Here is a 21,696-nt window from a genome sequence, read left to right on the forward strand (position 1 = left end):
TCGCCCCGGCGTCGTCACACGCCGCCGTCAGCCATAAGAAAACGCCCGCCGAGTGCCTGAGCACTCCTGCGGGCGTTTCTTCTAGACAAGAACTTTGTCAGTCACGGACCACCGAACTAGTCACCAATCTGGTCACGGCCACGCTTAACAATCTTCGGATCCGGAGTACCGACCAGCTCGTGGTCCTTCTCCGTGTACTCAAACTTGCTCAGCACATAACGCATCGCGTTGATGCGGGCACGCTTCTTGTCGTTGGACTTAATGGTAATCCACGGGGACTCATCGGTATCCGTGTAACGGAACTGCTCTTCCTTCGCGCGGGTGTAGTCACCCCAACGGTCCAGCGATGCGAGGTCCATCGGAGAGAGCTTCCACTGACGTACCGGGTCGACCTGGCGAATAGCGAAGCGAGTGCGCTGCTCCTTCTGGGTCACCGAGAACCACAGCTTGGTCAGCGAAATACCGGAGCCCAGAATCATGTTCTCCAGCATCGGAACCTCACGCAGGAACTCTGCATGCTGAGACTCAGTACAGAAACCCATCACGCGCTCAACGCCCGAACGGTTGTACCAAGAACGGTCGAAGAAGACGATTTCGCCAGCGCACGGAAAATGCTCAATATAGCGCTGGAAGTACCACGAGGTGGACTCACGCGGCGACGGCTTTTCCAGAGCCACAGTTCGAGCACCACGCGGATTCAGGTGCTCGTTAAAGCGCTTAATGGTACCGCCCTTACCAGCGGCGTCACGGCCTTCGAAGAGGATGATGTGCTTCTGACCAGTTTCCTTGGTCCAGTTCTGCCACTTCAGAAGCTCAATCTGCAGCTTCCTCTTAATAGACTCATATTCCTTACGAGTCATGCGCTCCTCGTACGGGTAGCCATCGCGCCAGGTATCAACCCGCTCACCGTCTGGAGTGACCAGTACCGGATCGTCCTCATCAGAATCATCGACGACGTAACCTTCGGTCTTCGCCAAATCGACGATGTGGAATTCCTCTTCATTCTTGTCAGCCATACCCCTTATCCTACTGAATTTCTCTGCCACGCGTCCCCCATGCGGGTGCCCTTACCTGCAATTTCCCAGCAGTTAACGTTCCGTCTTACCGAAATTGAGGGGTGGGATGCACGCAGCGACCGTCGATGAGCACTGCGCGTACAATAAATGCCATGTTGTTATCCGAAGCTCTTGCCGCACGATCCGAAGTTTCCGACCGGCTGGCTGAGATTAATCGCCGTCTTTCACTAGTAGCGCAGGTGCAGGAAGGCGATACGCCTGATGAAGATCCGCAAGCGCTTATTGCCGAAGCCGAGCGTCTGATGGCGCGCTTCGAATGGCTGGTGCGCTCGATTAACGCAACGAATTCCGCTACTGCCTTCGAGGACGGAACGCTTAGCGACGCACTTGCGAAGCGCGACCACCTGCTAACACGGCGGCGGTTCTACACCTCCGCAGCCGATCAGGGCTCGGGTCGGCGGGATCGATACTCAGCTTCGGAGATTCGCTATGTCGCCACTGTGGATATCCGGTCGCTGCGCCAGAAAGCCGACAAGGCGGCGAAGGAATACCGGGACTTGGATACCCGTATTCAGCAGGCGAACTGGTCAACCGAGCTTATCGAGGCCGCGGATAAGCCGGCCGAATAGCAAGCAGGGTTCGGTAGCGAGACCAGAAGAATTTCACACTTTGATAAGTCGGTAGTTGCATCCAGATTGTCGGCGAGCGCGACGGCCTGTCTCTGGCCTTAAAGGGACACCTAAAGATCTCACCTGTACTGAGGCAGCAGGATTAATAACAGACAGTCCTCGGCATTGCGTACATGGGTACAGATCATCGGTTATTTTTCACTACCAAGCGCTGAGGCATCTGATGCGACGAGGGTGGGTTCGGGGACTTAAACTTTCTCAAGTTACAGAGCAAAATCGCCGCTGAGGGACACCCCTCAGCGGCGACTTTTAAGGCTAACTCAAGCAGTTGGGACCTCTTTTAGAAGCCCATGCCGCCCATCTCGTCGCCACCCGGCATTGCCGGCATAGCCGGTTCCGGCTTGTCAGCGACAACAGCCTCGGTGGTCAGGAACAGAGCCGCAATGGAAGCGGCATTCTGCAGTGCGGAGCGGGTAACCTTCACCGGGTCGTTGATGCCAGCTTCCATCAGGTCGATGTACTCGCCGGTAGCAGCGTTCAGGCCTTCACCCTGCGGCAGGGAAGCAACCTTCTCGGTAACGACGCCGGCCTCGAAACCAGCGTTCAGAGCAATCTGGCGCAGCGGAGCTGCGAGAGCCGCACGCACGATGCGGACACCGGTTGCCTCGTCGCCGGCGAGACCCAGCTCGTCGTCAAGCACGTGCGAGACCTGCAGCAGTGCGGAACCGCCACCTGCGACGATGCCCTCTTCCACAGCAGCCTTTGCGTTACGGACGGCATCCTCAATGCGGTGCTTGCGCTCCTTGAGCTCGACCTCAGTTGCGGCGCCAGCCTTGATAACTGCAACACCGCCGGCGAGCTTAGCCAGGCGCTCCTGCAGCTTCTCCTTGTCGTAGTCGGAGTCAGAGTTCTCGATCTCAGCGCGGATCTGGTTGACGCGGCCCTCGATAGCGGACTGCTCACCAGCGCCCTCGACGATGGTGGTCTCGTCCTTGGTGACGACAACCTTGCGAGCGCGACCCAGCAGCGGCAGGTCAGCGGTCTCGAGCGACAGGCCGACCTCCTCGGAGATGACCTGGCCATCAGTCAGGATAGCCATGTCCTGCAGCATTGCCTTACGACGGTCACCGAAGCCCGGAGCCTTGACAGCGACAGACTTGAAGGTACCGCGAATCTTGTTGACGACCAGGGTGGACAAAGCCTCGCCCTCGACGTCCTCAGCAATGATCAGCAGCGGCTTGCCGGACTGCATGACCTTCTCCAGCAGCGGCAGCAGGTCCTTGATGTTGGAGATCTTGCCGGAAACCAGGAGGATGTACGGATCCTCCAGAACGGCCTCCTGGCGCTCCATGTCAGTGGCGAAGTAACCGGAGATGTAGCCCTTGTCGAAGCGCATACCCTCGGTCAGCTCCAGGTCGAGACCAAAGGTGTTGGCCTCTTCCACGGTAATGACGCCTTCCTTGCCGACCTTGTCCATAGCGGTGGCAATCAGCTCACCGATAGCCGGGTCAGCAGCGGAGATACCAGCGGTAGCAGCAATCTGCTCCTTGGTCTCAATGTCCTTAGCGGACTCCAGGAGCTTCTCGGTAACAGCCGTGACAGCCTTCTCGATGCCGCGCTTGATGCCCATCGGGTTGGAGCCAGCAGCAACGTTGCGCAGACCCTCGGAAACCAGAGCCTGAGCCAGAACGGTAGCGGTAGTAGTACCGTCACCAGCGACATCGTCGGTCTTCTTGGCAACTTCCTTGACCAGCTCAGCGCCGATCTTCTCGTAAGGATCCTCAAGTTCGATTTCACGTGCAATGGAGACACCGTCGTTGGTGATCAGCGGTGCGCCCCACTTGCGCTCGAGGACTACGTTGCGACCCTTCGGGCCCAGCGTAACCTTGACAGCGTCTGCCAGGGTGTTCAGACCCGTTTCGAGACCGCGGCGGGCCTCCTCGTCAAATGCAATCATCTTAGCCATGAGGTTTGAAGAATCCTCCGTCTATTTATGTGGCACTTACATTGGAAGTTGACCCAGGCGCCCGCGACGGCATGTGATTCGAGGGAAGCGCCGCCCTCTCCATCACCGGAGTCAACACTGTACTTTTTAACGACTTTGCAACACTTGTTTCAGCCTGCGCTGCAGTATGTGCTGCAGTTTGCTGCAACTCGCATACAACGCACACATACACAAGGTGTGAAGTTGTTTTTATTAGCACTCAATTCGAGCAAGTGCTAATTCACTTTTTTAGCACTCAACCCCATCGAGTGCAAGGTTAAGCGCCGCAACTCCCAACGCCAATACCACTCCCGACGTCACTCCCAACGCCATCGTGGTTGTGCGCCTACACTGTCGCACATGAGCATTATTAATAAGGAACTCACGGACGCCCTGCGAGACCACATCTCCAGCCAACGCGAGACCATCCGCACCCAGCTGACCGAGCTGGTGGCTTTCCCCTCCGTACACGGCACCGAAGAAACCAAACAGGCTTGCATTGACGCAGCTCAGGCGGTTACCGAGATGTACGCAGAGCTGGACATCGAACTGAAGGCGCACCACACCGTCGACGGCTCGATTGCTCTGTCGGGTTTCGTCCCCGGGTCGTCGGAAAGCGCGAAGACCGTACTGCTCTACTCCCATTACGACGTCCAGCCGGCGGGCGACGAATCCGCTTGGACCGCAGATCCATGGACGCTCGACGAGCGCGACGGTCGCTGGTACGGCCGCGGTACTGCCGACTGCAAGGGCAACGTGGTCATGCACCTAGCTGCGCTGCGCGCGCTGCGTGACGACGCGCTTGCAGGCCGCGTCGATATGCCAAACATCAAGCTCATCGTGGAAGGTTCCGAGGAGCGCGGATCGGCGGGCCTGAACAACCTCATCGCCACGCAGCCGGAGCTTTTCGACGCCGACGTTATCCTCATTGCGGATGTCGGCAATGCCGAGGTTGGCCAACCGACACTCGTAACCACTCTGCGCGGCACCGCCGATGTGGAAGTTCGCGTCAATGCGCTGGAACAGCCTGTTCACTCGGGCATGTTCGGCGGCGCGGCTCCGGATGCACTCGCGGCGCTGATTCGTATGCTCGACAGCCTGCGCGATGAAAATGGCTTTACCTCTATTGATGGCCTGGACTGCTCGCAACGCTGGGAGGGCCTGGACTACGCGCCAGAAACTTTCCGCGCCGATGCGGGTGTGCTTGACGGCGTAGACCTGATTAGCAACGAGGACACTTCCGTCTCCGACCTGACCTGGGCTCGTCCGTCTGTGATTGTGACCGGAATCGATTGTCCACCAGCGACCAATGCTGTCAATGCAATCTCATCGACCGCTATGGCGCACATCAACTTCCGCATCCCAGGCGGCGTCGACCCGGCCGAAGCACAGGACGCACTGGAAAATCACCTGCGCGCACATGCTCCGTGGGGCGTGAAGGTGACGGTTGAGCGCGACGAGTTGGCAAACCCATTCCGGGCCAATGTTGAGGGCAAGGTTGTGCAACTGGTTGCCGACAGCCTGTCGGCCGCCTACGGCAAGGAAACCGCAAGCATGGGCGAGGGCGCCTCGATCCCTCTGTGCGCCACTTTGCTGGAGGCCGTACCAGGTGCTGACATCGCGCTCTACGGCGTGGAAGAGCCACAGGCCCGCATTCACTCGGCCGACGAGTCGGTGGACCCGAACGAGATTCGCGACATCGCTATTGGCGAGGCAGTTTTCTTGGCTTCCGTCAACGGAATTTAAGTCAAAGCCAAAAATATTGGCTGAATGACTTGTGTCACATCTTTTTTCTGTAGTAAGGTTCGACCCATGCAGCAGAACATTCTTATTCGAGTAGCGAAGGCTACGAACCCCGGTGGAGGCCGACAGGACTGACCCCTCCACGCGGGGTCTCTGGCCGCAACTTATCGAAGCACTTGGTTGGTCCGCCACTCACAGCAAAGCAATTAAGCAAAGGACCAGAAAAGAATGTTTTCCACTCGCACCCAGAAGAACATGTCCACCTCGACGACCTTCACGGGCAAGCGCCCTTCGTTGGAGCACCAGGACAATGGCAATGTGCGAACTTATTCCGACGATCCGTTTAGGGCTCGCTTCGGACATCGCCTGCCTCGTGGCTTGAGGCAGGAAGCCCGTGGCATGAACTGGCAGAAGTTCAAGGACACTTACTCCCCCACTAACGGCCCAGTCCAAATCAAGAATTTCGAGGCAACCCGTGGCACCCTGGGCCGCTGGAACTTCAACGCTGATTTGTCGCTGACCGACAAGGACGGCCACACTCGCACTTTCACCCAGGAAATCACCGCTATGGGGCCGGTGTCGGCTTGCACTAATCTGCTGGCTGATGCAGGTTACCGCGTGGAAATCGTGGAATTCCACCAGTTCGAAATCTTCGAAGCTACCGCTACCTTTGTCTATGCAGGTCACAACAATGACCATGTGTGGACCATGGGCTTCGGCCAGACTCCGGAGGCTTCCGTGCTCTCCGCTTTGGTCTGCGCTGCTAACCGCCTGCATGGGTAGGACGCGGATGCTGCTCGTTTAGTAAACGGGGGGGGAATGCGACCGGGGAAGCCCAACGCATGTGGGCCTCGAGCATTCGCGTTTTAGCGCTTCAGCCCCGCGATCATGGTCTTCAAGTTGCTGCGCAGGAAATCCTCGTAGGTTCCCGCGACCGTGCCCGGCTTGCCGAGCTCATCGGAGTGCAGTGGCTCGTCGAAGATCGGAATCCCGGCCTCCTTCGAGACGGTCTTCATGGGGCGCGTATCCACGTTCGACTCCACGAACAGGTGCTTCGGGCGCTTGTCCTTCAGCTGGCGCACGAGGTGTCCGATCTGCGCGGGGGAGCCGTTTTCATCCGTGTCGATCTGCCAGATATACAGCTGCTCCATGCCGTAGGTGTCGACCATGTATTGGAAGGCATGTTCACTGGCCACGAGCACACGATCCTCCTTCGGCAGCGCACCGATCTGCTCGCGGTAGTCGGCGTCGATGCTCTCCAGCATGGCCTTGTACTCCGCCCCCTTCTCCTCGATGTGCTCGGCACGCTCGGGCAGGGCCTCGGCCAGCGCCGCGGTCACGTTCTCGGCCATCGCGATGCCGACGGTCGGGTCCAGGAAGGCGTGCGGGTTGATCTCCTGATTGCCCTTTTCGTCCTTGAGGTACTTCGGTTCCACGCCCTTGGTGGCCTCGACCATCTGGGAATCGTCCAGGCCCGCGGTGTTTTTCAGTTTCGCGAGCCAGCCGTGCTCACCGCCCTCGAGGTTCAGCCCGTTGTAGAACAGCAGGTCGGCGTCGCTCGTCGCATCCAGGTCCGCGGGCAGGGGGTCGTAGTCGTGCGGGTCCGTGCCGGTCGGCACGAGGTTATGGACGTCCACCGCCTCGCCGCCGATCTCCTCCACCAGGTCCGCCAGCAGCGTGAAGGTGGTGACGACGTTCAGCTGCTCACCGTCTGCCTTCTCCTCCGTCGAGAAGGTCACGGCCCCGAACACGAGGGCACCGCCCACCAGGAGGGCCAACAGCGCGGCCAGTGGCTTATTGCCCAGCGAGCGAGCAATCAGTCCCTTGCCTGGCGCGAAGAGGAAAGCCAGCAGGAACAGCGCGCTGGCGGTCAGCACGATCGTCACGCCGGAGGACACGTTGTAGCTATAGCTCAGGAACAGCCCCACTACGGAGCTGAGCGCCGAGATCGCCACTGAAAGCCCGATCATCACTCCCAGCCGGTTCGTCAGCAGGTACGCCGCCGACGCCGGAGTGATCAGCAGGGAGACCACCAGGATCACGCCCACCGTCTGCAGGGAAATGACCGTCACCAGCGTGAGCACCACCATCAGCCCGTAGTGGATTGCCCGCACGGGCACGCCAGCCGACTGCGCCATGACGGGGTCGAAGGTGCTGAGCTTGAGCTCCTTGTAAAAGACCAGCGTGAGAATCAGCACGGCAGCGGCAATACCGATCGAGAGGTTGCGGTCGGCGTCCTGAACGGTCAGGACGTTGCCGAAGAGGATCTCCGTCAGATCCGTCGCCGTCTGCGCTTTCGCCATGAGCAGCACGCCGATCGCGAAGAAGGTGGAAAAGACGATGCCGATCGCCGAATCGTTCTTCACAGTGGAGCGTTCGCTGATCAGCCCGATCGCCAGTGTGGCGAGTAGACCCGCGACCACCGCCCCGAGGAAGAGGTTCGTGCCGAGCAGGTAGGAGGCCGCGACCCCCGGTAGTACGGCGTGCGAGATGGCGTCGCCGATCAGGGCCATGCCGCGCAGCACGATGAAGCTGCCGACGATGCCGCAGGCCACGCCCACGATCACCGAGGTGATCAGCGCTTTTTGCAGGTAGCCGTGACTGAGTAGTGAGTCGAGGAACTCCGCGATCATGCTGTCTCCTCCTGGAGGGCTGCCTGCCGTGGCGTGGGGTGGGCTGGTGCTGACGGCTCGCGGATGACGAGCGCGCCGAAGGCCTTCTGCAGCACGTCGGGGACGAAGACCTCCTCGGTGGGACCCGCCGCGACGAGCTCGCCGTTGAGGACGATGAGGTCGTTGTAGTAGCCGCGCACCGTGTTCATGTCGTGGTGCACGACGACGACGTGCTTGCCCGCGTCCGCCATCTGCCGCAGCAGGGTCACGATCGTCTTCTCGCTGGGGACGTCGATGCCGACGAAGGGCTCGTCCAGGAAGATGTACTCCGCGTCCTGGACGATGGCGCGGGCAAAGAGGACGCGCTGGAACTGTCCGCCCGAGAGTTCGCTGATGTGGCGGTGGCGAAAGTCCCACATGTCGACGTCCTTGAGAGCCTGGGTGGCTGCTTCGCGTTCGGCCTTGCCGGGGCGGTGGAAAAGACCCAGGCGCGGGTAAGTGCCCATCAGGACGGTGTCGAAGACGCTGGTGGGGAAGTTGCGGTCGAGGTCAGAGCGCTGCTCGATATAAGCGATTGCGCGGCGCTGCTCGGCGGGGGCCTTGCCGTCGAGGGTGACGGGGTAGCCGGCAGGGGCGCCGGTGGGGCCTGTGCCGTGGACGTTGTGTTTGTCCAGGATCTGGAGCATCGCCTTCATGAGGGTGGATTTGCCTGAGCCGTTGGGGCCGATGATGCCGTGCATGCCGGGGGAGTCGAGGGTGAAGCTGATGTTCCGAATCGCGGTGTTCGCGCCGTAGCTCACGCTCAAGTTCTGGACGCTAATACTCATGGCAGCCAAGAATAGTGGTCAGTTCAATGAATCACCAAGTTCAATGTATTGACCTTTGGGGTGGGGTGGTGTTGGGGGGTGTCCCTATGTTTTTGTCAAGTGCCAGACCGATGTTGACGAGCACAGTCTTGGGAGTAGTTTCTTAGGCGTGCCTAGGAGCCGGCCAGCGTGTGCTGGTCGGCTTCGTCTTTGGGGCTTTATGCGGCGACGGGGCGTGGCGGGATTTCGCGGAAGAACTCCTTGTTTTTCAGCATCGCGTAGATGACATTGCATCGGCGTCGTGCCAGGCAGATGACTGCTGCGTTGTGGCGTTTTCCTTCAGCGCGTTTGCGTTCGTAATACCGCCGTGACGGTTCGTGGCTGCGGATAACTGCGAATGCGGAGTAGAACAAGGCGTTTTTCAGTCGTTTATTGCCTGACCGTGCCGGGAATTCACCTCTGATCGACGAACCGGATCGTCTAGTCACGGGTGCTATTCCAGCATAAGCAGCTAAGTGGCCAGCACTAGCGAAGTCGGAGCCATCACCGATCGCAAGAAGGATCTGCGCTGCGGTCTTGATGCCGACTCCGGGCATACTCATCAAGACCTCACAAAGAGGGAAATCAGCGAGCATCTCTTCAACCTGCTCAGCAATGGTGTTTCGTTGCTCTTTGAGGGCCTGGATGTTTGCAGCCAGTTGAGGAATTACTAACTCGGCGGCATCGCTTCCAGGCACGGTGACTGTTTGAGCTTTCAGCGCTGTAAAAATGTCGTCTACCAGCGGGGTGGGGTCTTTACGTGTGCGCTTGATCATCCAGTTCAACACTCGTTGGTATCCGGCTCTTTTTAGCCCCTGCGGCCCCTTGTAATGGATCAATAATTCCAGGATCGGCGTGCGAGTCAGGGTGCTACCAGCAAAAACTCGTTCCAGGCTGGGGTAGATCTGGGTGAGGACACTGCGAAGCCGATTGACAGTGCGAGTGCAATCGCGGGCGATGTCATCATCGAAGCCGGACAGCATCTTTAGGGCGGAGAGTACCTCATCATTGCGGTCGACGGCACGTAGCGTGTGGGGCATTGTGCGGGCGGTGTCGGCGATGATGAATGCGTCGCGTTTGTCTGTTTTTGCACGTCCCGGATAGAGATCTGCAGCTTTGCGCATCGCAAGACCTGGCAGGTATCCGACTTCGCAACCGCAGTCCCGGGCTACAGCAATCGGTAGTGCGCCGATGGTGTTGGGTTGGTCGACGATCACGAGCACGGTGCCAAGCTTCTGAAGCTGGTGAAAAACGCCTGCTAGTTCGGATTCGAGTTGAGGCAACGGTTTGTCGAAGACCTTGTTGCCATCACGGTCTAAGGCGCAGGCGTGGTGTTCAGATTTGCCGACGTCTAACCCAAGGAATATGTCGATGGAATGCTCCGGAGACATGATGAGCTCCTAGAAAACGAGATGGGTATGGCGTTGTTCCAGTCGCTGGTGTCATGACCTTCGTTGCAAGCACCCACGTTACAAAGAGACCTAGTTTAAAACTGGCCGTGTCCCTATCAGCTGTCATCGAAAGTCCTGGCACCCGGCGGCAACACCCCCCCCCGGATTATGGAAACTACAGGGCAGGTAAGCCATACCGGGACCAGCGACTATCCCCATTATCGGGGACACTCACAAGGTAACGGGGCAGTAATGGCACTGATTTGGGGCTTGAGCAGTCAGCCGCTCAAGCCCCAAAAAATGCCCAACTTCCGCCCCCCCCACAACTCACCCCCAAATTTTCACTTTCCCAGAAACAATTGACCGTTTTCACACACTCGGTTAACACCGCTTCAAATGCTTAAGTCCCTAAAACGGGGTTGCATGAACTGGCGTGTTCCAATCATTATGGAATAGTGACTTCTCTCCTGTGCATCCTGTTCGTTACGGCAGCGCTTGCACCATGGACGATTAAGTGGCTCGGAACCCGCGGGTTCCTCGTACTCAGCCTCCCGCTGGCAGGCGGTGCCATCTACACCGGCACCCATCTCGTTCGCTTAGCTCTAGACAATGGCAACGGGGAAACTTCCGCACTCACGCAACCCGCCGTCACGCATTTTTCGTGGATGCCCATTATCCACTTGGATGTAAACCTGCGATTAGGTCCTATTGAATCGCTCTTCGGCACGCTGGTTTTGACCATCGGCTTTCTCGTACTGGTGTACTGCTCCGGTTACTTCATCAACCCGCCACTCGGCAAACGTCGCCGCGTAGGTTCCTTCGCAGCCCAAATGATCGCCTTCGCTGCGGCGATGTACGGCCTGGTCATCAGCGACAGCATCATGCTGATGTTCGTCTTCTGGGAAATTACCTCGGTTCTGTCCTTCCTCCTGGTGGGCTACTACGCCGAGCGCGCCTCCTCCCGTCGCGCAGCAGGCCAGGCGCTCCTGGTCACGACGCTGGGTGGCCTCATCATGCTGGTCGGTATCGTTCTGATGGGAGTGACCACCGGTTTCTGGAACTTCTCCGAACTCACCGCGCCTGGCGCTCTGACAGCGGCACAGCTGGACTCCACGGCAGTATCCACGGCCGCAATCCTGCTGGTCGTTGGTGCGCTGTCGAAGTCCGCTATCGCGCCCTTCCACTTCTGGCTACCCGGTGCAATGGCCGCCCCTACCCCGGTTTCTTCCTTCCTGCATTCGGCAGCGATGGTCAAAGCCGGTGTGTTCCTGGTTGCCCGGCTCGCGCCGACCTTCAATGACACCAACGCGTGGCAGCCAATCATCATCCCGCTCGGCCTCTTGACCATGATCATGGCCGGCTGGATGGCCCTGCGCCAGAAGGATCTCAAGCTGATTATGGCGTATGGCACTGTCAGCCAGTTGGGATTCATCATCACAGTCGCGTCGATAGGCACGCGTGCGACGATGCTGGCAGCCCTGGCACTGACGCTCGGCCATGCCATGTTCAAGGCCGCGCTGTTTATGGTCGCGGGCACAATTGACAGGCTGACTGGTACGCGCGATATCCGTGAGCTCTCTGGGCTCGGTAGAAAGTCGCCGCAGTTGCTGGTGATTTCGATTCTCGCCGCTGCATCGATGATGGGTGTGCCGCCGTTCTTCGGCTTCGTCGCCAAGGAAGCTGCGCTGGAGGCCACGCTCAATGCTGATCCGCTGCATGGGATGCCGTCGGTGTTTACCACCATTGGCCTCGTCGTGGGTTCGATTCTGACCGTAGCGTACTCGCTGTACCTGCTGCGCGCCGCGTTTGCGACCAAGTCCAGCACCCACGCCAGCGGCGGTGGCACTTCCCCTGCCGTGGCAGAGATGGATTCCCCGACGTGGGATCAGATTGGCCCGGCTTGGCTGTTGGCGCTGGCAGGTTTGGTTTTCGGCCTGGTTCCCCGCGTCCTCGACTCGATTATCTCGCCCTACCTCACCAGCGCATTCCCGAATACGGAAGCAGAAACGCACCTGGCGCTCTGGCACGGATTCACCCTTCCGCTGGCACTGACGGCCACAATTCTACTCGTGGGTGCCATCATGCATTGGCAGCGTAATCTGGTGCGTCAGCTGCAGTTTGATCAGCCGGCTCTCGGTAGTGCCGATGCGCTTTACGACGGAATCCTGGACTTGGCCCGCCGTCTTTCTCTCCGTGTCACTGCTGCGACCCAGCGTGGTTCCCTCCCGTTGAATGAAGCGGTCATTTTGCTGACCCTCATCGTGCTGTCCATCGGTGCGTTGTTGCTCGGCGAGCGCGATGAGCTGCGAATGGAACTGTGGGACTCTGCTCCGCAGGGTGCAGTTGCGCTCATCATGATTATCGCGGCGCTGGCCGCTACCCGGCAGAAGAACAGGCTTTCCGGGGTCATCCTGGTAGGCGTGACAGGCTACGGCTTGGCCATTATTTTCGCCATGTACGGCGCTCCTGACTTGGCCCTGACGCAGCTGCTGGTCGAGACGGTCTCAATGATTATTTTCGTGTTGGTGTTGCGTACGCTCTCCCCGCGGGCACCGGCATCGAACCCGAGGTGGACACGACACCGTGCTTGGTTGGCCATTGCAGTCGGTGTCACGGTTCCCGTGTTGGCCGCCTACGCCATGGGCTCCCGTCGTACTGAGCCAATCTCGGGCGACATTCCGCCGCTGGCGCACGATATTGGACACGGCCAGAATGCAGTCAACGTACTGCTTGTCGACATCCGCGCCTGGGACACCTTCGGTGAAATCACCGTGCTGGTGATGGTGGCTCTGGGGATTACCTCACTGGTCTTCCGCACGCATACCATGCATATGCGTTCAAAGATTAAGCCGCAGCGGAATCGAGCTCGCCGCACCAACCGTTGGTTGAACACTCTCGATGAGTCCGGTGAAGCCGAGCGGTTGCGCTACCCGATCATGGTGCTGGTGGCATCGCGCGTGCTCTTCCCCGCCATGATGGTGGTTTCCTTCTATCTCTTTTTTGCCGGCCATAACGATGTCGGCGGTGGCTTCGCCGGTGGTCTCGTGGCTGCGCTGGCACTGACCATGCGTTATCTCATCGGTGGTCGTCGTGAGTTGGCGGCAACTCTGCCGATTCCTAACGAGATGCTTCTCGGCGGCGGTTTGCTGGTGTCGGCACTCAGCGCGTTGTGGCCACTGTTTGTGGGGTGGGCACCGCTAACTTCTACGTATGGCTCGCGGGAAATTCCGCTGCTCGGAGATGTCACTGTTGTCTCCCCGATGCTCTTTGACCTGGGCGTATACATGATCGTGGTTAGCACGATTGTCTACATCCTGCGCAGTTTGGGCGGTGGCATCGACGCTCAGATAAACCTTCGCGCTGAGCGTGATCGTTCACGTCGTGTGAATCGAGCCGCACTCGGCCAGTCCCGCCAGCTGCGCAGCAAGTTGGCGGCGGCTAAGCCCGCAGGTGTTAAGTCCGCAGGCGCTAATCCCGCAAGCGTTAAACCTGCCGGCACTAAACCCGCAGACTCTGCCAACACAGCCACCTCAGAGGCTTCAGAACCGACAGCCCCAGCTAGGACCGAAGGAAAGGACACACACCCGTGATTCTCAATTTTGTTCTGCTAGCAACTGTCGGCACGCTGATTGCTACAGGGGTGTACCTGTTCCTCGATCGTTCGTTGACCAGGATGCTCATGGGACTGTTGCTGATGGGCAACGGTATCAACCTGCTCATCCTGCTTGGCTCTGGTTCGCCGGGACGGCCACCAATTTGGGATAGGGAATCGCTGGTCAGCGATGCTCAGGCAGACTCACTGCCCCAGGCCTTTATCCTCACCGCAATTGTTATTTCCATGGGCATGACCGCATTCCTGTTGGCTCTGCTCTATCGCCAGCACCGCTACCGCATCGGCGATCACGTGCAAGATGACCACGAGGACCGCAGCCTGGCAATGCGTCGGGCCAGCGACCCATCAGCTGCTCCGGACCACGACAAGTCCGACGATCCCACCACCGGTCGTCCCACAGAGGCCGGCGATAGCTTCGGTCCGGCCAGTTTCGAAAAGCCCGTGACCCCGCCATCAAACTCCCCAGGAGGTGACGACGATGACGACTGAGCAAATAATTCTGGCACTAATTCCGCTGCCTATCATCGTCCCCGCCGCCACCGCCGCAATTGCTCTGCTGCTGGCACGTTTTCCCAAAGCACAGCAGGCGATCGCGCTAATCTCGCTCGGCAGCCTGCTGGGAGTCGCCAGCGCCTTGGTGTATCTCATCTACGCGCACGGCGTCCACACGGTCCAGGTGGGCGGCTGGGACGCACCAATCGGCATCACGCTCGTAGCCGACAACCTCGCAGTGTTGATGATCACCGTCTCTCAGCTGGTCCTCTTTGCCGTGATGTGGTTCGGCATCGGCCAGGGTATTAGCGATGGTGACGAAGATGAGCCGATCTCCGTCTTCGTTCCGACGTACATGCTGCTCAACATGGGCGTCTCCATGGCCTTCCTGGCCGGCGATCTGTTCAACATGTACGTCGGCTTCGAGGTTCTGCTCGTAGCCTCCTACGTGTTGCTCACGCTGGGGGCATCGTCGTCACGCATTCGCGCAGGCGTGTCGTATGTGATGGTCAACATGTTGTCCTCGATGGTGTTCCTGCTGGCGATTGGCCTGGTTTATCAAGCGGTCGGCACGGTGAACTTCGCACACATTTCCCTGCGCATGGAGGACATCCCCGATGGCACCCGCACCGCGATCTTCGCAGTGCTGCTCGTCGCCTTCGCAGTGAAGGCGGCGGTGTTCCCGCTGTCGGCGTGGTTGCCAGACTCCTACCCCACCGCACCGTCGATGGTTACCGCGGTCTTCGCGGGGCTGCTGACGAAGGTGGGTGTCTACGCGATCATCCGCACGCGCAGTGTCGTTTTCCCAGACGGCAGGCTTGACGACGTCCTGATGTGGGCTGGCCTAGCGACAATGCTCATGGGCATTCTCGGTGCCATGGCCCAAAATGACATTAAACGTCTCTTGTCTTTTACGCTGGTATCCCACATCGGATACATGATCTTCGGTATTGCCGTCGGCAATACGCTGGGACTCGGCGGCGCGATTTTCTACATCGTCCACCACATTCTGGTGCAGACGGCATTGTTCCTGGTGGTCGGGCTTATCGAGCGCCAGGCGGGCTCGTCCTCCCTGCGCAGCCTCGGTAGCCTGGCCAAGACGTCGCCGCTGCTGGCGTTGCTATACCTCGTGCCCGCGCTCAACCTCGGTGGTATCCCACCGTTCTCAGGCTTCCTGGGCAAGGTCATGCTCATCGAGGCCGGCGCACAGAACGGATCCGCCACCGCATGGATTCTGGTTGCGGGATCTATCATCACCAGCCTGCTGACCCTCTACACCATGATTCTCGTCTGGTCGAAGGCCTTCTGGCGCGACCGTTCCGACGCCCCCGAGGGCGACACCGTGCTTGCGCAGCCAGCCGCGCTCCGGGAAAGGACTCAGATGGTTGCTATCGCAGAGCGTGACGACGTCGGCAAGATGCCACTCGGCATGGTGATGCCGACGGCCCTGCTGGTGATTGCCTCTGTGGGGGTTACCGTTCTGGCCGGGCCACTGTCCAATGTGGCTACCGAAGCGGCAAGCAACGTCGCGAATGTTGATGAGTACCGCGCAGCGGTCCTCGGTATCGACTCGGCCGATGACAAGGGCCTGGAGCAGCTGGAAAACCCAGGCCGCACCAAGAGCCCATGGAAGTCGGATTCAGCGACCGAACGTGCCACCAGCACGCTGGAAGGAGCAGGTGAAAGCTGATGAGTAAAGCGCGCGCCAAGGTGGCTGCAAAGCGACCACCACGTATTTCAATCCTGCTCTTCTTATTCACAGTGATTATTTGGGTCATGCTGTGGGGCGAGGTGACATTTGCCAATGTGCTCTCGGGAATCCTTGTAGCCACGTTGCTGAACCTCGCCATGCCTATCCCGCCAAACAGCGCGCTGGATATCAACTTCGGTGGCATGGTGCGACTGTTCGGTTCTTGGACAATCGACTTCGTGAAGGCCTCTATCAGTGTCGCCTGGCTGGCCATCCGACGAGATGATCCGCCACCGACTGCCATTATCAAGGTCCCCATGCGGACCAATGACGATATTTCGCTCACGACTGCAATGGCACTAATTAATCTGCAGCCGGGCGGCATCATCGTGGACATCGATAAGCGAAAAAAGACGCTGACCATGCATCTTCTCGACGCTTCGTCGACAGGCAAGGTAGCTGAACAAATCAACCAGTTGACCCGAATCGAGCGACGGGTGATTCGCGCGTTTGAGAACCGCGATGTACATGAGCAACCGACTAAGCCAGGCTCTGGCGAAGAGCAGCCGAGCAGTGCGAAAAGCGGCGAGCAAGGCGAAACGAGCAGCGAAAAAGGGGAGAAAGGAGCAGCCGATGAACCCGGAAGTTTTTAACATTCTGCTCGGCGTAGCTGCTGCAGGCTATTTCATTGCGGTGATGATTACCCTCGGGCACATGATCGCAGGACCAAACTCGCTGGACCGCCTGGTGGCGCTGGAGTCCATGACTGCAATGTTGCAGGGCATGCTCGCTGCGTTCATGGCATGGAGTTTGGACACTTCGGTGGTCTACCCAATGCTCATCATTGCGCTGCTCGGTTTCCTGTCTTCGCTGGCAGTCGCCAAGTTCCGTGTTCCGGATGACGGAAAGCAGCCCGCGAAGGGCTCCCGAAAGGGTGTGGCGAAAGCAGCCGGAAAGGTCGCCACAAAGAAAACCGCACAGAAAGCAGCGCCTAAGGCAACACCGACAGCAGCTCCGAAAACAGTGAAGGGAGAGCCCAAATGATTCTCGTGGCAGACATTATCGCCATCGCACTCATTATCACCGGAATGCTACTGTGCGTTGCAGCGTCCGTGGGATTAATACGCTTCCGCGACACCATCAGTCGCATGCACGCATCCTCCAAGCCACAAACGCTGGGGCTAATTCTGACGCTGTCGGGTTCGCTTTTGCACGTCGCCACGCACGCGTCAGCTCACACAACTACTAGTAGTGACTTGGCTCTGTTGACCCTGATTATCCTGTTTGCTCTGGGTACATCGCCAATTGTTAGTAACCGCGTTGGCCACGAGGCGTTCAAAGAGAGGCTCGTCGACGAGGACAGCCTCGCCCGCGATGACAGCCGGGAATAACGAGAGGACACTCCCCGTCAAGATTGGACCCCGACCTGGAGCGGAACCGGGTTCGACCGGGGCCGCCCAGGGGGGGCGCCTTTCTTCAGTTAGTGGCTAGGTTTATGCACCCCAAAAGTGCTATAGGCCTAGTCACTAATTTTTGTCTGGGCACACACCGCTTAACGACGGCTAGTCGTCTACTTGCTCGTGGAAATCTGCAGGCGCTATCGGATGCCCGGCGCGCAGTTCCTGCACCGCAAGATCCACGGCGGCACGCCACGGGGTGTGGCCAATGCGCTCTTCGTTCGCCCGTACGTCGTCCTCGGTAGCCATGGAAGGCAGCGCCCCGGCCGCATCCGCCACAGTGCGCTGCCGCTCGTATGCCGCGCCCATTTCCACGATGTTGTTGACGAATTCCAGTTCGGCTCGGCAACCCAGTTCGTCGGCAAGCGGGGCGAGTTGAACCACAAGTTCACGGAGTTCGTCGCGAACCCACCGCTCGTCGGTATCGCGATTGACGATGACCAGCGCGTCCATGCCGTAGCGGGCGGCGCGCCACTTGTTTTCGGCGATGTGCCAGGACTGCAGCGACGGTAGCTCCTCGCCAGCCTCCCACATGCGGTCGTAGTAAACCGTCAGACAGTGCGTCAATGCCACGATAGCGGCGAGTTCCTGCAGGTTAGAGGTAGCGTCAGCGACACGAATCTCAATGGTGCCGTACTTTGATGCCGGGCGAATGTCCAAGTGCATCGAGCCGGTGTGATTGATGACGCCGGAGCGGGACTGGTCGTGCATGTAGGACTCCCACTCGGGCCACGTGTAAATCGCCGGCGGCTGACCAGCGGTGGGAAGCTGCTGGTAGAGCAGGCTTCGGTTGGAAGCGTAACCCATGTCCTCACCGTTCCAGGCCGGTGAGGAGGCAGACAGCGCCAACATGTGCGGCAGCTTCGTTGCCAGGGCCTGAATGATCGGCCAAACGCGTTCGGAGTCCTTAATGCCAACATGGACGTGGACTCCCCAGATGATCATCTGGTTACCCCACCACTGAGTGCGGTTGATGATTTCGGAGTAGTGCCCCTTAGCGCTGACCTGCTGAGCAGTACCGCGGGCGAACGGATGCGAGCCCGATGACCACACATCCACCCCAACGCGATCAGCGGCCTCGAGAACCATGTCCAGCTGGCTTTGGAGCTCCGCTACGGCACCGGGCACGTTCGTGTGCACACCGGTGACGAGCTCTACGGTGTTGGCGAGGAACTCTCGCTGGAGCCCATGTCCGGGATGCTCCGCATCGATGATGTCGAGCACCTCGGCGGCAGCGGGGGCGGTGTCGCGCGTTCGTCGGTCAACGAACGCCACTTCCCATTCCACTCCCAGTGATGGCTGCGCCGATCCGGAAAATTGCTCAGTCATACCGCTATTTTTTCACACTAGGAGTCGTTTTCCTCAGTTGGCTCCGTCCAGGTGACGGTTTTTGCGCAGGAGGCAAGGTCACCGTTGGAATCGACAAGCGCAACTGTGGTGAAACTGTCTTCATCCACCTTGGACGGAACGTTCCAGACATCTGCATTCCGTTTGTCATCGACGTGCACTTCGCCGATGACACCCAACCCTTCGGTTGCGGGGCTGCCGATGCCACTGCAGCCAGATGCACCGCGCGCCTGCACTGTGTACTTGCCCTTATCCAAGGTAGTGAACTGACCTTTTTCGTCGGAAAGGCCCATCCATCCCTTGGCGCTCATGACCTGTACAGTTGCCAGCATTTTCATTGATCCGTCGTCGTTTGTTCGGATGAAGTTATAGGCGCTGACTCGCTCGGTCAGCTTCGGTGCAGCCGGATCTACGCTCACTGGCGCAGTGCTTGTCGACGCGCCTGCGTTCCCGTCCTTGTCGCTGCTGGATTCAACCCCCGAGCAGGACACCAACAGTGTTGCAGCACAACCCAACGCGGTGGCGACAGCAACACGACGACGCTTTACGGCGAACATAAAAACCTCACAGACCTCACTGGCTACTAGCAGAATACTAGTACCCCTTTTTCAGCCGTGATCTGTTTGAGACTGCAAAATATGCAAAAGCCCCGCGTAGGCCATGAAATGTGTGGCTTACGCGGGACTTGGAAAGCTATGGGGCTTCGCACCACGGCGGCAGGTTTTGAGACTTAGGCCGCAAACCTTAGTGAGAGACCAAAGCCTGGTGGGCCGGGAGTCTAGTGAGCCGGGTCAGTGGCGACCACGACGATTCCCGCCGGAGCGTCCCGGAGGCGGTCATCGCGAGGTGCGGCTTCCCAACCGTTGTCATGCGCGATCTGCTCAGCGGCGGCCTTTTCCTCTTCGTTCCTCGGGTCGAAGTAGACGGTGGTCTTCTCCCACACACCCATCTTCTCTTCAGGAGCATTGCCGGTCTCGCCGGCGCCCCAGCCCTGCTCGCCCATCTGCTTGGACAGGTCATCGGCGAGGCCCACGACCTCAGAGTTATTCAGGACACTGACCTTGACAGTCTTGCGGTCAATCTGGGGCGCTTCGTTGGCCTCATCCTGTGCCGGCGGATTCTCAGCGGGAGGAACCGGTTTGCCTGGCTCATTTGCCGGTGGCGGCGGCGGAACCTCGCCGTCACCATCTCCAACAGCACCATCCTTTGCCGGATCACTGCCGTTGGCCGAGTCAGCAGGCGCACCAGAGTCAACCGGAGCGGATGCCGAGGTGTCATTCTGGCCGGTGTTCTCGGCATCGTCGCCACGTGTGCTGAGTGCATAGGCACCGTAGGCGACCAGGCACACGCCGATAGCGAGCAGCACGATAGCGAGAACGCGCATGTAGCGGCCATCACCGGCACCGTCGCCGATGTCGCCGTCATCAACACCATCAGCAGCTGCGGAATTGCTAGCAGCCCCAGCGCTGGCACCGGTCGAGGCGGCGGTGGCACCAGCAGCAGCTGCACCAGCGGCGGGAGCCGCAGATTTTGGCGCTGTGTGTTGAGCATCCGACGGCTCGGAGTACGCATGGGCGCCGCCAGCGGCGGGAGCCTCCGCGTAATCGCTGTACTCATCGAAGTCGTCGAAGTCGTCATCGAGTCGATGACGGCCCGGACGCGGCGAATTCTGAGGGTTTAGTTGGTCAGACACATCCCACATCCTATATGTTCTGCCGCCGAACCGTGAAGTGAAACTTGAACCTTATGCGTCTTGGTTGTCCCGCACGGCGCGCAGCCGATGAACCAACACGGGTTCGGCCGCTTCGGCTGCCGGAGAATCGAGAAGTCGCGAAAGTACCTGGTGGTAACGGATTGTGTTGTTGCCGAAGTCCTCGGCAAAGCGACGCCGAATTGCCTCCTGCCGCGCACCGGCCATACGCGGCCCACGGCGGGCAACTTTCAGCCATTCCTTCTCAAAATCCAGCATTTTCTGCGCCAAAATGGGCTCAATGCCGCCGGTATCGCCCGCGAGTCCGGGATGCTCGGATGAGTCAGGCCGCAGCTCAGTCTCAGGTTCGTGGCTGCCGCCTATGGGTTTCTTGCTCACCATTTTCCGCACCCCGCTTTCCTTCCCACTCGCCCTGATTTTCTATTCTGCACAACACTGCCTATGCAGATACTTAGCGAAGATACATGGTAAGGCCCAGCCGCCCAGCCCTACATACCACTTCCGACATCGCCCAACGTCTCCAAGACCCCTGACATCACCAGGCGATATAGAAAACATGGACGCCGAGTAGAATCAGCGACATGACTATCCGTCCCATTGTGATTGCCGGAGACCCCGTTCTCCACACTCCTACCCAGCCGGTAACCGAGGACATCTCCGAGCTGCGTGAGCTCATCGAGGACATGTACGAAACCATGGACCGCGCCCACGGTGTGGGGCTGGCTGCCAACCAGGTGGGCGTCGGCAAGCGTCTGTTCGTCTACAACTGCCCCGATGATGACGACGTCTGGCACCGCGGCTGCGTCATCAATCCGGTGCTGACCACCAGTGAAATCCCGAAGACCATGCCTAATGACGACGGTTCCGATGACGAAGGCTGCCTCTCTGTACCCGGCCTGTCCTTCCCCACCAACCGCGCGGAGAAGGCTGTCGTCACCGGCCTGGATGAAAACGGCGAAGAGGTCCGCATCGAGGCCACCGGTTTCCTCGCTCGCTGCATGCAGCACGAGGTCGGCCATCTAGATGGGTTCCTCTATACCGATTGCCTCACCGGTCGTTGGAAGCGCATGGCCAAGAAGGAAATCAAGCGCGCCGGTTGGACCGAGGGCGGCCTGACCTGGATGCCGGGCGTGGATCCGGATCCGTTCGGCCACGAGGATTAGATC

19 protein-coding genes are annotated in these 21,696 nt (G+C 59.3%); 10 read left to right on the top strand and 9 right to left on the bottom strand.

The window, feature by feature from the left end; genetic code table 11:
• Window positions 1-116 precede the first annotated feature (116 nt).
• Window positions 117-1,016: a polyphosphate kinase 2 gene (gene ppk2, locus QP978_RS00345; protein WP_005510168.1), complete on the bottom strand. Its 900-nt coding sequence runs from the start codon at window positions 1,014-1,016 to the stop codon at window positions 117-119.
• Between the two features lie 152 nt (window positions 1,017-1,168).
• Between ppk2 and QP978_RS00350 the strand changes: the two genes are divergently transcribed.
• Entirely contained in the window at window positions 1,169-1,645 is a 477-nt protein-coding gene (locus tag QP978_RS00350) for a DIP1984 family protein (protein WP_070437789.1), read from the top strand.
• A gap of 340 nt (window positions 1,646-1,985) precedes the next feature.
• Here QP978_RS00350 and groL read toward each other — a convergent pair whose 3' ends face one another.
• On the bottom strand, window positions 1,986-3,611 hold the full coding sequence (gene groL / locus QP978_RS00355) for a chaperonin GroEL (RefSeq protein ID WP_147719461.1): 1,626 nt from the start codon (window positions 3,609-3,611) through the stop codon (window positions 1,986-1,988).
• A gap of 378 nt (window positions 3,612-3,989) precedes the next feature.
• Here groL and QP978_RS00360 point away from each other — a divergent pair, with 378 nt between their 5' ends.
• The gene (locus QP978_RS00360; RefSeq protein WP_070605355.1) at window positions 3,990-5,375 is read left to right on the top strand and encodes a dipeptidase; all 1,386 of its coding nucleotides are present in this window, start codon (window positions 3,990-3,992) and stop codon (window positions 5,373-5,375) included.
• A 225-nt stretch (window positions 5,376-5,600) separates the two neighbouring features.
• Complete coding sequence (locus tag QP978_RS00365; protein ID WP_038626681.1) at window positions 5,601-6,155, top strand: 2-isopropylmalate synthase; 555 nt, start codon at window positions 5,601-5,603, stop codon at window positions 6,153-6,155.
• 83 nt (window positions 6,156-6,238) lie between these two features.
• On the opposite strand, the gene QP978_RS00370 is transcribed toward QP978_RS00365, so the two are convergent.
• The 3 genes from QP978_RS00370 to QP978_RS00380 form a co-directional block, all read right to left on the bottom strand.
• Complete coding sequence (locus QP978_RS00370) at window positions 6,239-8,005, bottom strand: metal ABC transporter solute-binding protein, Zn/Mn family (RefSeq protein ID WP_222865187.1); 1,767 nt, start codon at window positions 8,003-8,005, stop codon at window positions 6,239-6,241.
• Window positions 8,002-8,811, bottom strand: a complete 810-nt coding sequence (locus QP978_RS00375; protein ID WP_035006260.1) for a metal ABC transporter ATP-binding protein — start codon at window positions 8,809-8,811, stop codon at window positions 8,002-8,004. Before QP978_RS00375 ends, QP978_RS00370 begins: the two co-directional genes overlap by 4 nt.
• 197 nt (window positions 8,812-9,008) lie before the next feature.
• A complete protein-coding gene (locus QP978_RS00380; protein ID WP_011273191.1) occupies window positions 9,009-10,220 on the bottom strand; it encodes an IS110 family RNA-guided transposase in 1,212 nt (403 codons plus the stop codon).
• 452 nt (window positions 10,221-10,672) lie between these two features.
• Between QP978_RS00380 and QP978_RS00385 the strand changes: the two genes are divergently transcribed.
• From QP978_RS00385 to QP978_RS00410, 6 genes are read left to right on the top strand one after another with little or no spacing between them, the layout of a single operon-like run.
• Window positions 10,673-13,810: a Na+/H+ antiporter subunit A gene (locus QP978_RS00385; protein WP_049193803.1), complete on the top strand. Its 3,138-nt coding sequence runs from the start codon at window positions 10,673-10,675 to the stop codon at window positions 13,808-13,810.
• Window positions 13,807-14,322 (top strand): Na(+)/H(+) antiporter subunit C, encoded by a 516-nt coding sequence (locus tag QP978_RS00390; RefSeq protein ID WP_048760372.1) that lies wholly within the window; start codon window positions 13,807-13,809, stop codon window positions 14,320-14,322. Before QP978_RS00385 ends, QP978_RS00390 begins: the two co-directional genes overlap by 4 nt.
• Window positions 14,312-16,015 carry a Na+/H+ antiporter subunit D gene (locus tag QP978_RS00395; protein ID WP_049193797.1) on the top strand — a complete coding sequence of 568 codons (1,704 nt, stop codon included), beginning with the start codon at window positions 14,312-14,314 and terminating at the stop codon, window positions 16,013-16,015. Before QP978_RS00390 ends, QP978_RS00395 begins: the two co-directional genes overlap by 11 nt.
• Window positions 16,015-16,668 (top strand): Na+/H+ antiporter subunit E, encoded by a 654-nt coding sequence (locus QP978_RS00400; protein ID WP_049193796.1) that lies wholly within the window; start codon window positions 16,015-16,017, stop codon window positions 16,666-16,668. Before QP978_RS00395 ends, QP978_RS00400 begins: the two co-directional genes overlap by 1 nt.
• Window positions 16,649-17,059, top strand: a complete 411-nt coding sequence (locus QP978_RS00405) for a monovalent cation/H+ antiporter complex subunit F (protein WP_049193795.1) — start codon at window positions 16,649-16,651, stop codon at window positions 17,057-17,059. Before QP978_RS00400 ends, QP978_RS00405 begins: the two co-directional genes overlap by 20 nt.
• Complete coding sequence (locus QP978_RS00410) at window positions 17,056-17,406, top strand: monovalent cation/H(+) antiporter subunit G (RefSeq protein WP_038626688.1); 351 nt, start codon at window positions 17,056-17,058, stop codon at window positions 17,404-17,406. Before QP978_RS00405 ends, QP978_RS00410 begins: the two co-directional genes overlap by 4 nt.
• Window positions 17,407-17,577: 171 nt before the next feature.
• Here the strand turns inward: QP978_RS00410 and QP978_RS00415 are convergent, their stop codons facing one another.
• The 4 genes from QP978_RS00415 to QP978_RS00430 form a co-directional block, all read right to left on the bottom strand.
• Complete coding sequence (locus QP978_RS00415; protein ID WP_049193794.1) at window positions 17,578-18,801, bottom strand: glutamate--cysteine ligase; 1,224 nt, start codon at window positions 18,799-18,801, stop codon at window positions 17,578-17,580.
• Between the two features lie 17 nt (window positions 18,802-18,818).
• On the bottom strand, window positions 18,819-19,376 hold the full coding sequence (locus tag QP978_RS00420) for a hypothetical protein (RefSeq protein WP_049169906.1): 558 nt from the start codon (window positions 19,374-19,376) through the stop codon (window positions 18,819-18,821).
• Between the two features lie 221 nt (window positions 19,377-19,597).
• Window positions 19,598-20,512 (bottom strand): LytR C-terminal domain-containing protein, encoded by a 915-nt coding sequence (locus QP978_RS00425; RefSeq protein ID WP_049169916.1) that lies wholly within the window; start codon window positions 20,510-20,512, stop codon window positions 19,598-19,600.
• Between the two features lie 51 nt (window positions 20,513-20,563).
• Complete coding sequence (locus QP978_RS00430; protein ID WP_016421513.1) at window positions 20,564-20,911, bottom strand: DUF3263 domain-containing protein; 348 nt, start codon at window positions 20,909-20,911, stop codon at window positions 20,564-20,566.
• A gap of 200 nt (window positions 20,912-21,111) precedes the next feature.
• On the opposite strand from QP978_RS00430, the gene QP978_RS00435 reads away from it, so the two are divergent.
• A complete protein-coding gene (locus tag QP978_RS00435; RefSeq protein WP_049169904.1) occupies window positions 21,112-21,693 on the top strand; it encodes a peptide deformylase in 582 nt (193 codons plus the stop codon).
• Window positions 21,694-21,696 lie beyond the last annotated feature (3 nt).

Source organism: Corynebacterium sp. MSK035 (assembly GCF_030232615.1).
GTDB lineage: Bacteria > Actinomycetota > Actinomycetes > Mycobacteriales > Mycobacteriaceae > Corynebacterium > Corynebacterium jeikeium_D.